Source organism: Pasteurella oralis (assembly GCF_042681465.1).
Taxonomy (GTDB): domain Bacteria; phylum Pseudomonadota; class Gammaproteobacteria; order Enterobacterales; family Pasteurellaceae; genus Pasteurella; species Pasteurella oralis.
On sequence record NZ_JBHUFP010000025.1, the window covers coordinates 335,144 to 349,430 of the forward strand.

At 36.1% G+C, this 14,287-nt stretch carries 9 protein-coding genes; 4 read left to right on the plus strand and 5 right to left on the minus strand.

What is annotated here, in order from left to right:
• Nucleotides 1-9: 9 nt before the first annotated feature.
• From ACFSAV_RS10925 to ACFSAV_RS10940, 4 genes are all read left to right on the plus strand, one after another.
• Nucleotides 10-2,049 (plus strand): autotransporter domain-containing protein, encoded by a 2,040-nt coding sequence (locus ACFSAV_RS10925; RefSeq protein ID WP_379099579.1) that lies wholly within the window; start codon nt 10-12, stop codon nt 2,047-2,049.
• 475 nt (nt 2,050-2,524) lie between these two features.
• Nucleotides 2,525-6,691, plus strand: coding sequence for a S6 family peptidase (locus tag ACFSAV_RS10930; protein ID WP_379099582.1), 4,167 nt, complete (start codon nt 2,525-2,527; stop codon nt 6,689-6,691).
• 129 nt (nt 6,692-6,820) lie between these two features.
• Entirely contained in the window at nt 6,821-7,561 is a 741-nt protein-coding gene (gene pflA, locus ACFSAV_RS10935) for a pyruvate formate lyase 1-activating protein (protein ID WP_379099585.1), read from the plus strand.
• A gap of 420 nt (nt 7,562-7,981) precedes the next feature.
• Nucleotides 7,982-10,360: a YadA-like family protein gene (locus ACFSAV_RS10940; protein WP_379099588.1), complete on the plus strand. Its 2,379-nt coding sequence runs from the start codon at nt 7,982-7,984 to the stop codon at nt 10,358-10,360.
• Between the two features lie 204 nt (nt 10,361-10,564).
• Here ACFSAV_RS10940 and tadA read toward each other — a convergent pair whose 3' ends face one another.
• Genes tadA through rppH form a run of 5 tightly spaced genes read right to left on the minus strand, consistent with a single transcriptional unit; the run spans nt 10,565 to nt 14,147 of the window.
• A complete protein-coding gene (gene tadA / locus ACFSAV_RS10945; protein WP_101775402.1) occupies nt 10,565-11,065 on the minus strand; it encodes a tRNA adenosine(34) deaminase TadA in 501 nt (166 codons plus the stop codon).
• An 18-nt stretch (nt 11,066-11,083) separates the two neighbouring features.
• Nucleotides 11,084-11,935: a thymidylate synthase gene (locus ACFSAV_RS10950; RefSeq protein WP_101775403.1), complete on the minus strand. Its 852-nt coding sequence runs from the start codon at nt 11,933-11,935 to the stop codon at nt 11,084-11,086.
• Nucleotides 11,932-12,744 (minus strand): prolipoprotein diacylglyceryl transferase, encoded by an 813-nt coding sequence (gene lgt / locus ACFSAV_RS10955; RefSeq protein ID WP_379099592.1) that lies wholly within the window; start codon nt 12,742-12,744, stop codon nt 11,932-11,934. Before lgt ends, ACFSAV_RS10950 begins: the two co-directional genes overlap by 4 nt.
• A 9-nt stretch (nt 12,745-12,753) precedes the next feature.
• Nucleotides 12,754-13,548 (minus strand): sulfite exporter TauE/SafE family protein, encoded by a 795-nt coding sequence (locus ACFSAV_RS10960; RefSeq protein ID WP_379099594.1) that lies wholly within the window; start codon nt 13,546-13,548, stop codon nt 12,754-12,756.
• 2 nt (nt 13,549-13,550) lie between these two features.
• Complete coding sequence (rppH, locus tag ACFSAV_RS10965) at nt 13,551-14,147, minus strand: RNA pyrophosphohydrolase (protein WP_101775406.1); 597 nt, start codon at nt 14,145-14,147, stop codon at nt 13,551-13,553.
• Between the last annotated feature and the right edge of the window lie 140 nt (nt 14,148-14,287).

The following is a 14,287-nucleotide window of genomic DNA, read 5'->3' on the forward strand; positions in this document are numbered from 1 at the left end:
GAATAAAGCATGAAAATAAGTAAACTTTCATGTGCACTATTATGTGTATTTAGTACTACGAGTTTAGCACAGGATGTTGTGGTATTTGGTGATAGTTTAAGCGATATGGGGCAATCAGGTTGGAATAAAAAAGCCTCTTATTTAGATGCTGATGGACGCTACCACTTACTATATGATGAGTACCTTGCTCAAGCATTAGGCAATAAATTAACGCCTTCGACACAAGGGGGAAATAGCTATGCTTATAGTGGTGGAGTAATTGTTGGACATAATAGTGCAAATATTAACACTCAGCCAAATTTGGCCTTGCAAAATCAAGTTAAAAATTATTTACAAGCACCAGTTAAGAAAGAGGCGTTACATGTGCTTTGGGCTGGAGGGAATGACTTAGCTACGGTATTAGCAACTGCTGTAACTAAAACCACTCCAGAGGAAAAACAAGCCTATGTATTAAGCAGTATCAAAGAAATGGCTCAAACTATGGCACAGCAGTGGGGGAGATTACAACAGGCTGGCGTGAATCAAATCATTGCACCAACTATTCCAAATATCACTTATACGCCCGAGTTTTTTGATAAATTAGGTGCTGCTGCTGGCGCACAAATCCAGTCAAAATCTTTAGGTTTAATTAAACAAGCAGATTTTATTGCAAGTTTTAAAGGAGCTGTAGAACAGCTTTTAAGTCAACCAACTCATAATCTCCAAGAGTTTGAACAACATCGAGTAAAAACATTAGAAAAAGCAGCAGAGGATTTTTATAATAGCCGTTCTTGGCTGACTCAATGGGCATTATCTGCCGCTGGTTATAATGCAAAAAGTATCGCAGAAACGTTGATCAAAGAATATAAAGAAATTGTCCAACAAGCAGCACAAGCGACGGCATTATTGAATGCCAGTATTACTGCCGCATTAAATCAAGTAGGGGGTAATATTGTGCGTATTGATACGGATGGATTATTAAAAGATATGATTGCGCGTCCAACGGAATACGGTTTAACCAATACCACCGCAGTTGTTTGCCAAGAGAGTACCGCAGATCCAAATAAGGCAACTTGTAATCCAACAGATCAAAATATCGCAAATCAACGCTTATTTGCAGATAGCTTCCATCCAGGTCCAAAGGCACATAAAGCAATGTCTGATTATATTCTCAATGTATTACAGACACCAAAAGACATGGCTATTTTAATTCCAATTGTACAACAACAAACTGATCTCGCTTTTGACTTTATTCGTACGGAAAGTAATCGAAATCGCTTGAAACGTCAAACTGAACAAACAGTTGATACTATTGTAGCTTATCAAAAACAGAAGGGGGGCCATAGTTTACATGTCGGCGCTAAAGTACAATTTAATCCACAGTGGCAATTAGCGTTGGTTGCAAGCCAGCAAAAACAAGATGTACAAAGTGGTTTAATTAATGTCGATACTAAAAATCGTGTATTAAGTACAGCATTACGTTATGACGCAGAGAGTTGGTGGCTAGCCAGTGCTTTACAAATCAATAATACCCAGTTAACAACTCAGCGTGTTGCTTATATTGGCCAATCCACTCATCAACAAAGTGGGGAAACAAAAGCGCAAAGTTTGAGTATGGGACTATTTGCGGGCTATGAATGGCAATTTAATGAGTTAGCTGTTGCGTTAGTTGCAGATCTTAATAAAACGAAGACCGATATTTCAGCATTTAGCGAGCGCAATAAAGGTATTACTCAAATGCAATTTGCTGCACGAACAGAAAAAAGTGTACGTAGTGGTATGGGTATTGATATACGTTATCAAGCAGCAGATTGGCAGCCTTACTTAACAACACGTTGGGTTAAAGAATGGCAAAATGATACGCCATCTATTAAAGCGGGTTTAAATGGTAGTTCATTTACAACCACTTTAGCACCACAAGATAAAACTTGGGTGAATGTTGTTGCTGGATTACAATTTAAGCCAATTAATAGTGGTTTATATGCTAATTTAGGCTTCAGTCGAGATCTTGGGCGTAAAGACAGTCTGTCAAATACAACATTACAGTTGGGTGTTGGCATGGAATTTTAAAAAAAGTGACCGCACTTTAACTTACCTGGTGAGCTACCTCGATATTTCTTTATAAAGAAATATCGAGGTATTGTTATGGCTTTTATCAATTCTATTAATCATCTCTTACTTTTGAGTCTTATTTATGCCTTAATTGTATTTAATTAAGAGCATATTCGAATCTCAATTTTTTCTAACAATTTTGCTCATTTTCTTTTCTTCTTTTTTTAATTATTAACAAACTTGGTATTAAATATATCTTTGCAGAAATAAATACTTAAAAAAGTATAACTATTCATCATGATGTATTGCTAACTTGCTGTAATTTTAATCTTTTTAATTTAGGTGAAAATAAGACATAAATAAATTTGATTATATTTTATATTGTGTGAACTATTTTTTATGCATTTGATTTGTTTTTATTAGTGAAATTTTTTATTTGTTTTTGTTTTTTTGTAGAATGCCAATCTTTAATTTATTAATGACTTATTTAACTATGAATCGAATTTTTAAAATAATCAAAAATATATATGGGCAATATATTGTGGTATCTGAATTTGCTAAGCAAGCAGGTAAAAGTAAATCCTTAAAATTAATTTTACCTCTCAGCTTAGTTTCTTTAACTGCCAGTGCTTCTTTAGTCACAGATCAAATTCCGTATGAAGATTTTCGTAATTTTGCTGAAAATAAAGGGCGTTTTCACATCGGAGCAACCAATATTCCCGTCTATGATAAGCAAGGACAAAAAGTAGGTACGGTTTTACCAGATGGGATACCAATGCCAGATTTTAGTGCAGGACATAGTCTTTCTCTAAATAAATATAAGCAACATCAATTAGGTATTTTAACTTTAGCTCATCCTCAATATGTATCCACGGCACAACATCAATATGTTGCTAAATATGACATGATTCATTTTATCAATAATCCTTATGGCTATCGGATTGTTAATTTGAATAATACTGAGCCTGATAATACAAAATTTACTGGGACCTCAATTAGTAAACATGATTTTAGTACGCCTCGTTTAAGTAAAATGGTTACGGAGATCGTGCCAAGTGAAACTATCACTGATAATGAATGGGGCTTAGTGACAGAAGCAGAAGCTATTACAGTTAGAACTGGCAGTGGAACTCAATGGGTTTGGAATTCTGCCGAGAATCATTTAACACAACAAGCAGATACTTATCAGTATTTAACTGGTGGGCTTTATTCAAGCTTTAATGTAATGTTTTATAATAATCATTTCTGGCAAAAATATAATGTGCTGTCAAAAGCAAAGGATATGTTGTTTACCCATATAGAGCCAGGAGATAGTGGTAGTCCGCTCTATGTATTTGATAAAACAAAAGGTATTTGGAAATTAGCTGGAGTTACTTCTTTTGGTTCCCATACTAATATCTCTGATAATTTGAATACTTTTGAGCATGAAACGGGTTATGCTATTTTTAAAAGAAGTATATTTGATGCAAGTGTAGCTAAAAATAAAGGGACTGAGCTTACTTTAAGTAATAATCAACAAGTCGTTTGGACAAGAGAAAATGGTGAAACAGAGGGACATAGCCAATTAAAAGGCAATAATAGTGAACAGAATTTTAGTATTGCTCGGCAATCCAGTTGGAAAGTAGTTGGGGCAGATGAAGGAAAAGATCTTTATGTTGATGGCGGTAGCAAAAACGCTCTAGCTGAAATTGATATAACAAATGATATTGATCAAGGCGCTGGAGGAATCTTTATTGGTACTAAAAAAACAAGCCATATTCGCTTACATAGTAGCAATGGTGCATCCTGGTTAGGTTCTGGAATTTGGATTGGTAAAGGCAGTGAAGTTGAGTGGCAATTAAGACAAGGGGCTAAAAGAGACTATGAGAATAATGTTATTTTCTATAAGAACTCTGATGAAAAAATCGAATTCAATGGTGACCGTTTATCTAAGTTAGGTAAAGGGACGATGAAAGTGAGTGGTGAATACACAGGGAATTATATAAATAGTGGGTTGAGTATTGGTGATGGTGAAGTTATTTTAGATACAATAGGAACGGAGCGGAGTCCTTTTTCTTATATTGAGTTAGTCAGTGGACGGGGATTGTTAACATTTGGCCAATCTGATAATCAAACTATTAATCAACGTTATGGTGACTTAAGCCAATATATTTATTTTGGTTATCGTGGCGGTAAACTTGATTTAAATGGGCAAACCTTGTCATTGAATTTGTCAAAAAGCCTGAACAATGATGAAGGGCTGAATATTGTTAATCATCACTCAAACCAGCCAGCGCGACTTGAACTTAAAGCTGAAAAAGGAGAGAAGCATATTATTAATGGCTTGCTTGGTACACGTGGTTATTCAGCATTATCAGAACTAGCGGACTCGATTGTAGGTGAAGTCGAATTAACTGAACAAAAAGTTAAAGAAAAGAAAAACTTTGACTTAGTTAAACAATTGCTGAACAAAACTAGTGAATTAGAAAGAAAAATATTTATTACTAACAATACTTCCAAAGATAAGAAAATTTATCTACTGCCACATAATGGTATTCCTATGTGGTGGGGTGTGGAAGCGAATAGCTATTGGTTAGAGGTTTACAGCAAACAGTTTGAAAATCGCCATAATGGACAGCTTGATATTAGTTATAAGGGGAATAATGCTGATAAGAATAATAGGAATGCTACTAACAACAGTAATACTGACAGCCTATTATTGCTTTCAGGTGGTTTAAACTTGAACGGCAATTTTACTATTGAGAAAGGCAAGGTAATTTTCTCTGGGCAACAGGCCAGTTTTGCTGATGAATATGAAAAAATGTCATCCGTTGCTAAACCCGTGATTAAAGAGAATGAATGGGTTACTCGTGATTTTGTGATGAAAAAACTGGAGCTTAAATCAGGAGCAAAAGCAGAAATTGGGCGTAATGTGGGGATTTTTAGTGCGGAACAAATTATTACCAATGGTAATAATGATATTAAGTTAGGCTTTAAAAATAGTGATTCAACAGTTTGCTACAGTGGTGAAGCTTTTTGGCGAGAAAAAGGATGTGAGGTTAAAACATTAGAGCAATCTGCCTATAATAGCATGCCGCAAAGCTTAATATATATAAAAGAAGGAATTCAATCAAAAGGTTCCAATAACAATATTCGTGTAGGCAAAGCGATTTTATATTCTGGCGTTAATCAAGATAGTTCAAATAATAATTTAGTTAATCTGACCTTATCTAAAGATGCAATTTGGCAATTGCCACGAGCAACGAAAGCAAATGAAACTCATTATTTAGGTGATTTAACATTGGAAGCAGGTTCGAAAGTACTGCTTAATCCAGAGAATGAATTTCATACATTTAACCAACTGAATATCCAAAAGCTTTCTGGTAATGGATATTTTCGCTTTAATACAGATTTAGCTTCTTTAATTGGAAATAAAGTGATCATTCAAGAGGCTCAGGGTGAGCACATGATCTCTGTACAAGACTCAGGTAAAGAGCCTTCATCAATTAATGAACAGTCATTCGAATTTTTTAAGGTTTCTGGTAATAATACAGCTTCATTTAAATTAGAAAATGGACATATTGATGCTGGTGCATTTCGTTACAAAATGAGCGATTTATTGTCTCCTCGCATAAAGCTTGCTGAGCTTAAAAGAATAGATAAATCTTTTGAAGAAAAGCAACAAGCAAAACGTATTCGTGCGCTAACTGAAGAGGATAAACATGCGGCGGAGTCTTTTATTATAGAAACACCATTGTTTAAAGTAAAAGGACTTTCCCACGTTATAGGAAAATCATTTAAAAAAGAAATCAGTAAGTACACTAATACTGCAATGTCAGAGTTTTCTGCTGCGTTACATAATTTAGCTGAGGTAAATTCGAGTATTCATCAACATTTGGTACAAGAAAATTTGACAGGTAAGTCTTTTAATGTTTGGAGTGCGGTAAAAACATTAAATGCCGATTACCATAGTATGTATCATCGTGATTATCGTAAGACAGGCTCACAACAACAATTTGGTGTTGATTTTTCGGCTAACCATAACCTGTCATTTGGTACTATGCTAACTCATTCCCAAGAAAATAATCGTTTTGCGGATGTTTCTAGCAGTCGGGGACGCTTAACAATGTTTTCGGCTTATGCTAAGCACCAGCTAATGGATAGTTTATCAATTGCTATGGATTTGGGTATGGGTCAGTTGAGTAATCAAATTGTGCAAGATGAGCAATCAGTTGCAGTGAAACACAACGTTAAACAACTGGGCGCAACTTTGGCAAAAACTTTTGCGTGGGATGCTGCTGAAGTAAAAACATTAGCTGGTGCTCGATATAGTATGTTTGGAAAAACGAATTATGTACAAAATCAAGCGGTAGTACATCTTGATTCAACTCGCTTATTGTCTTATTTCAGTGGGCTTAATTTAGGTTATCGCTGGCAAGCCAATCCAAGCCTAGCAATCAAGCCTGTTTTAGGCTGGTATTATATGCTACATCATACTAATGCGAAGCTGACAGTGAATGATCATCCGTTTAATCTCCAGTTAGGTAACCAGCAACAACTTGAAACAGGGATGAATATTGGTATAAATAATATTCGTGTTGAATTGCTTGCTGGAGTGACAAAAGGAGAACATCTTAAACAACAGCGACGTTTCAGTGCCAAGCTCGCTATTTCATTCTAAAAGTGATGGGGATGTTTTGATCCCCATCATCAATTTTTATTTTATTTTGTAAAAAAATTGTCCGTGATTTTTGATCTGATGTAGTAGAATAAGCATAATTTGAATTGAAAATTTGCTTAAGGGAATACAATGTCAGTTTTGGCACGTTACCATTCTTATGAGTCCTGTGGCACCGTTGATGGACCAGGCATTCGTTTTATTTTATTTTTGCAAGGTTGTTTAATGCGCTGTAAGTATTGTCACAATCGAGATACGTGGGATTTACATGATGGTAAAGAAATTTCCGTTGAAGAGCTTATGCAGGAAGTAGTGACATATCGTCATTTTATGAAAGCATCTGGTGGTGGTGTCACGGCATCTGGTGGTGAGGCGGTGTTACAAGCAGAATTTGTTCGGGATTGGTTTCGCGCTTGTAAAGAAGAGGGTATTCATACTTGTTTAGATACGAATGGTTTTGTGCGTCATTATGATCATGTTATTGACGAGCTAATGGATGTGACGGATTTAGTCTTGCTTGATTTAAAACAATTGAACGATAAGATTCATCAAAATTTAATTGGTGTACCAAATAAACGTACTTTGGAATTTGCTCAGTATCTTGCAAAACGTAATCAACCAGTTTGGATTCGTTATGTTGTTGTGCCTGGGTATACGGATGCAGATGAAGATATTCATTTGTTAGGTAATTTCATTAAAAATATGAAAAATATTGAGAAAGTCGAATTATTGCCATACCACCGTTTAGGGGCGCATAAGTGGGAAGCATTAGGTGAAAAATACGAGCTTGAGGATGTTTCACCGCCAACAAAGGAATCGTTGGAGCATATTAAATCGATTCTTGAAGGATATGGACATATTGTGAAATATTAAAAAATTTATGGATATAATAAAAAAGCTAATAATTTAATTATTAGCCTTTTTTATTATAGTTAGGCAACGTCTAGCTATGAGTAAATATACTTTATGCTTATGAAACAAAAGGGATTTAGAAATGAAAAAACTCACTTATGCTGTAAGTATTGCGTAACTTTTATTTCTATTTTCATTAGGAAAATAATTCAAAATATTTTTATTATTTAAATAAATTTATGAAAAATACGATATAAAGAAACTATTGATAGTGAGAATATTTTAGCATCGATAAAATTTATAAAAGGCTATACATTAACCTATAACTGTGTAAAATACCGACACTTACTCTTTTGGTTTCTTACCTCTATGAGAGGAAAGAAAATATTTTTTAGTAAATTATCATTATAAATCATATGGTTATAATTAGGTGTTTAAGCTATGAATAAAATTATTTGGAATCATACTTCTCAAAATTGGGTGATCGTTTCTGAATTAAGTCCTGTAAAAAGTAAAACTAAGCCAGCATCAGTAGCGAAAATAGTTAAAACTACTGCTACTACGGCAGCGCTCTTGTTAGGTTTCGGATTACCTACCGCCAACGCTACATTAGGGGTAGATCTACACTTTTATAGTGTAAAAACAGGACAAACTCAAGGTGGCAGTAATTATAAAAATGATGGTGCAACAGGTGAAGATTCTTTAGCAGCTGGTATTCAAACTAATGCAACTGCTCGACAAGCTATTGCTATCGGTAGTGAAGTTACAGCCTCAGGAGAACAATCATTAGCTATTGGTAATAATGTTGTTGCAAATATGTTAGGTGCAACTGCAATTGGTAATAATACTAGAGCTACTGCTATAGGCGCTCAGGCTTTTGGTCAAAGTTCTAATGCAACTGCAAAAAATTCCGCAGCTATTGGTCGATTAGCAACAGCTACAGGAGAACGGGCCTCTGCTTTTGGTGTTGGTAATACCGCATCTGGTGCTTCATCCTTTTCTGGAGGTGATAAAAGTAAAGCGTCAGGTTCCGCTTCTATTGCAATTGGTTTAGAAGCTGATGCTTCTGGCAATGATACTATTGCATTGGGTTCAAAAGCGAAATCTAGTGGTATCAATGGAATTGCGATTGGTAAAGATGCTGCAGTGACAACAAAAAATAGTATTGCCTTAGGTTCTGGCTCAAAAGATCGTGAGGCAACTTCAGAAGATAGTGCAACAGTCAATGGTATTTCATATTCTAATTTTGCAGGTAATAAAAAAGCGGATGGAACGACTAGGAATGCTAATGAAATTAGTGTAGTAAGTGTCGGAACACAATATAATGAACGCCAAATTATTAATGTTGCACCTGGTAATATTTCAGCAACATCAACAGATGCAATTAATGGCAGCCAGTTATATATGACTCAAAATGTGATTGGTAATATTAGTAAAGGTGTAGCAAATATTGTTGGTGGAAATACGATAGTAAATCAAACAACAGGTGCTCCAGAAGGTTTTACTCAAACATTAAATATGACAGGCGATACAAAAGATACGGCTGATTATAAGCCAGCAGCTTCTGCAAAAAATGTTTCTGAAGCAATTACCCAATTAAATAATTACGTCAACGCGGGATGGAAACTGGGTGACGCAAATGGGACTGTTGTTGATCGTGTTACACCAAATGATCAAGTTAATTTCAAAAACGGTTCAAATACGAACATTCAAGTCACAAGCGATGGTAAAACCAGTAATGTCACTGTAAATATAACTGGGTTACCAATTACTTACACGACTCAACAAAATGGTAAAGATGTTCCTGTTGTTAAAGTCGGAGATAAATATTACCCAGTAGGCGAAGAAGGCAAACCTGATATGACGAAGCCAGTAGCTGATTTGAGTACATTATCAACGAATCTAGTTAATCCAGAGGCTGGTGAAAATGAGATTGGTAAAGCATCTCAATTGAGTAATGTTGCTAATGGGGCAAATACTTTTGTTTCGCCAAAAGTTGATAATAAAGATATCAAACTTGCAAATGATGGCAAATGGTATTTCTCTACTCAATTAGAACCGAATGGTTTACCAAAAGCAAATAGTGTTCCTATTACATCAGATAAAGTAAAAAATGCTTTGAATGCAACAAATAATGGTGGCCTTATTAATTTTGCGGAATCTAATCCAAATAATGCTGCTACTGTGGGAGATTTGCAAAATTTGGGTTTTGTTATTAGTACTGCAGATGATCAATATAAAGAACAAGTTCGTAATAGCAATCGTATAGAATTTGTGAGTGCAAATAAAAATGCGACTATGACAGGTACAACTCGTCCAGATGGTGTACGAGAAGTGAAAGTTACTATTTCAGATACTCCAGTATTTAAAACAGTTCAAATTGGTGGGGATAATGGACCTAAGATTGGAGCAACTACTAGTGGAGATATTGTTATTAGCAAGCAAGAAAATGGCAATGAGAATGCACCTGCTCGTATTACTAATGTAGCTCCTGGTGTTGATGGTAATGATGCTGTGACCATGAATCAACTTAAAGAGGTTAAACAAAATTTAGGCGATATAAATAACCTTATTAAGAAAAATAATAAGAAATTACATGCAGGTATTGCCGGTTCTAATGCAGCAGCAGGATTACCTCAAGTTTATATTCCGGGTAAATCAATGATAGCAGCAGCGGCAGGTACTTACGGTGGTCAAAATGCGGTTGCGATTGGCTATTCTCGATCAAGTGATAATGGTAAAGTGATATTGAAGCTCCAAGGTAATGCAAATACTAATGGGCGTTTTGGCGGTTCTGTGGGAGTTGGTTATCAATGGTAGAATTAATGTGATTTTATCATTATTAATTAAATAATAGCCACTTTTAAAGGTGGCTTTTTTATTTACCAACCGTTATAGATAATTATAGTAGTTAAAAATATGCCTTAACATAATGTGCAGGTAAAATAAAAGAATAGACTCTTTTCCATAAAAGTGCGGTTAATTTTAAACAAATTTTGGAAGACAGAAACGAGAAACTGAACTTCATTTTTCAATGTTATTCTTTTGTTTAATCACTTTTTTCTGCTCTCTACGTTTTTGGAAAAAAGTACTGAGTTTTTGGCTACATTCTTCTTGTAGCACGCCGCTGGTAATTTCAATACTGTGATTCATTTTATAATCATCAAAAAAATGAAAGCGGGAACCAACAGCACCTGTTTTGTAATCAGAAGCACCAAAAACTAGCCGTTTGATACGACTATGTAAAATTGCACCCGCACACATTGTACAAGGTTCGAGGGTGACATAAAGAGTGGTGTTAAGTAAGCGGTAGTTCTGTAAGCTTTTACCGCCTTGCCGTAACGCAACGATTTCTGCGTGAGCGGTGGGGTCAGAATCGGTGATCGATAAATTCCACCCTTCACCAATAATATTGTCCTCATCATCAACTAAGACGGCACCTACAGGAATTTCGCCTAAGGCTTCGGCGTTATCTGCCAATGTCAAGGCATGTTGCATCCATTTCTTGTCTAACTCTGACCGCACTTTTACCTCTAACTTTGATTAAACAGAGAAGGGATATTTAATTGGGTCATGGCATTGATAGCCAATAACTTTGAAATCATCCATAGTGACCCAAGTTTCTAAGTCTTCTAACGTTTTGATATCTGGATTAATTTCTAATTTTGGCAGTGGCAGTGGCTCCCGTTTTAATTGTACATTTTTCATCAGCTCGAGCTGATCTTCATAAATATGTGCATTAATAATCTTGTGATAGGCTTTACCTGCTTTTTTACCAGTAATTTGTGCCATTAATGCTAAGAAAGTGAATACTTGGATTTGATTGAAATTTAACCCCAGAGGTACGTCACAAGAACGTTGATAACTGGTAAGATAAAGCGTATCACCTAAAAGTGAGAAAGTGTGAGTATGCATACAAGGGCGTAAGCAACCGAGATCAAATTCACCTGGATTGAAAAAGGTCATGATTTCGCCGCGATCATCAACGCCTTTGCTCAAGTTATTCACAATTTTACGTAGTTGGTCAATCGTTTCCCCATTTGGTTTACGCCATGCGCGTCCTTGTACGCCATAAACACGTCCCATATCATCTGTGCCTTTACGATGTGGATTATTTAACCAAGCTTCATTTTCATTGGCATTTGCATCCCATGTTTTTGTACCAAGCTTGCGAAAATCTGCAGCATTGTCATAACCACGGATATAGCCTAAAAATTCTGCGATAGCAGCTTTCCAGTAACTTTTTCGCGTTGTAATTAATGGGAACTGATTATTGGCAACATCATAAGTCAGATCTGCATCAATGACAGTTAGACAACGTTTACCTGTACGCGCATTTTCAACCCAGACACCTTCATCAACGATACGTTGGCAGAGTGCTAAATAGTGTTTCATGAAATTTCTCCTTTTTTGACCGCACTTTTGTAGGCAAGCATAACAATGACTGCACCAATGATGATCATCGGCATAGAAAGAATTTGTCCCATCGAAATTTGCTGACCAAAATACAAGCCAAGCTGAGCGTCAGGCTCGCGGAAAAATTCAACAATAAAGCGGAATAACCCATAGAAAAATAAGAATAACCCCGCAACTGAGCCTGTTGGACGCGGTTTTTGTATAAACCAATTTAAAATGAAGAATAAAACTAAACCTTCTAGAAATGCTTCATACAATTGGGAAGGGTGACGAGGTAAATAACCACCTGATGGGAATAGCACTGCCCACGAAACATCAGTAACACGGCCCCAAAGTTCATCATTAATAAAGTTACCGATTCTGCCCATTCCTAAACCAAAAGGAATTAATGGAGCAACAAAATCCGCAGTATGCCAAAACCCACGCTTTTGTATTTTTGCTGTGATGAGCATAGATAAAATAACCCCAATTAATCCACCATGGAATGACATCCCACCTTCCCATACACGCAATAAATAAGCAGGATCTTGGAGGAAATAGTCCAATTGGTAGAAGAAGACATAACCAATGCGGCCACCTAAAAAGACCCCCATGAAACCATTAAATAATAAGTTATCAACTTGTTCTGTTGTCCAGCCACTATGGGGCTGATTAGCACGACGTACAGCGAGCCAACGCGCAAAAATAAAGCCAATAAGATACATTAAACCATACCAGCGTAAACCGATAGGACCGAGTTCAAAAATCACAGGATCAAACTGTGGAAAAGATAAATAATTTGATTGCATAGCATTCCTTTATTTAAAAATCATATTTATTGCAAGAATAAGTAGCAGTACCGCAAAGGCTTTTTTCAAGATAGGCACAGGTAGCATAGTCGTCACTGTGGCACCAATTTTGGAGGTGAAAACAGAAGTGAGCGTGATACCCAATAGGGCAGGTAAGTAAACATAACCGACAAAATAATCAGGTAATCCTTCCGCTCCCCAGCCTGCGATCATAAAACTAAGCATTCCAGCAATAGCTAATAAACTGCCACAAACAGCAGAAGAGCCAATCGCTTTTTTCATATCAATGCCTCTTGAGTTTAAAAAGGGTACAATAAAACCACCACCACCAATACCTGCTGCACTGGATGCCATGCCAATTAAAATACCTGCAATGATAGTAGATGTTTTAGTGAGCGCTTTAGTGACAGAGTTTGGTTTAACTGATAAGAACATTTTGATTGAAAGGTAGACAACTAAACAAGCAAACAATTTGGCTGAAATGTCTTTCGGTAAGTAACTGATAAAAAAGCCTGAAATAAAGGTTGAAATCATGATAACTGGAGCAAGAATTTTTACGACATCCCATACCACATTACCTAACTTATGATGCCGTTGTGCAGAAGAAAAACCTGTAATCACAATGGTGGCAAAAGAGGTACCTAGTGCACATGCCATTAGCATTGAATCTGGTACACCGATATATTTAGGCATGAGGTAAACAAGAATGGGCACAATAATTAAGCCACCTCCAATACCAAATAAGCCAGCTAAAAAGCCAGCAAATGCACCAACTGCCAGACATATAAGAAAAAAGGTGAGCATAATCAACCCCTATATTTATGATGTTGTCTTTTAGAATTTTTAGACGAAAATGAGGATTTTTTAGCTGAATGAATTTGTTTTACATCAGTTTCAGGCTTGCTACTCAAGAAATTATAGTCTTTATTTGTGTCAAATAGGACAGCGGCAAATTCTTTCATTGCTTTACGATAGACTTCTTTTTTGAAAGCGACGACTTGACGTACTGGATACCAAAAACTGACCCAACGCCACCCATCAAATTCAGGTGATTTGCTGGATTGTATATCAATATTTTTTTCATCGGAAACTAGTTGCAGTAAGAACCAACGTTGTTTTTGCCCAATACACATTGGTTTACTGTCATGGCGTAACAAGCGCTTAGGTAATTTATAACGCAACCAATGTTTGGAAGCATATAAAATCTTAACATCTTTGGGTGATAAACCAACTTCCTCAAATAATTCTCGATACATGGCTTGCTCGGCACTTTCATTATCATTAATGCCGCCTTGAGGAAATTGCCAAGAATTTTGTCCGTACCTTTTTGCCCAGAGTACCTGTCCTTTACTATTGCAAATGACGATACCCACATTTGGACGGTAGCCATCGAAATCGATCACCAGCCTTCACCTTAAAAAATATCTATTTAATTCATTATAAAATAATCTGTCGATTGTTTCATATAATCGTTCTTTTCTCAACTGCTAATCCAAGTAGGTCTAGGCTTTATTCTCATTTTGTGAGACACACCAATTCTTTC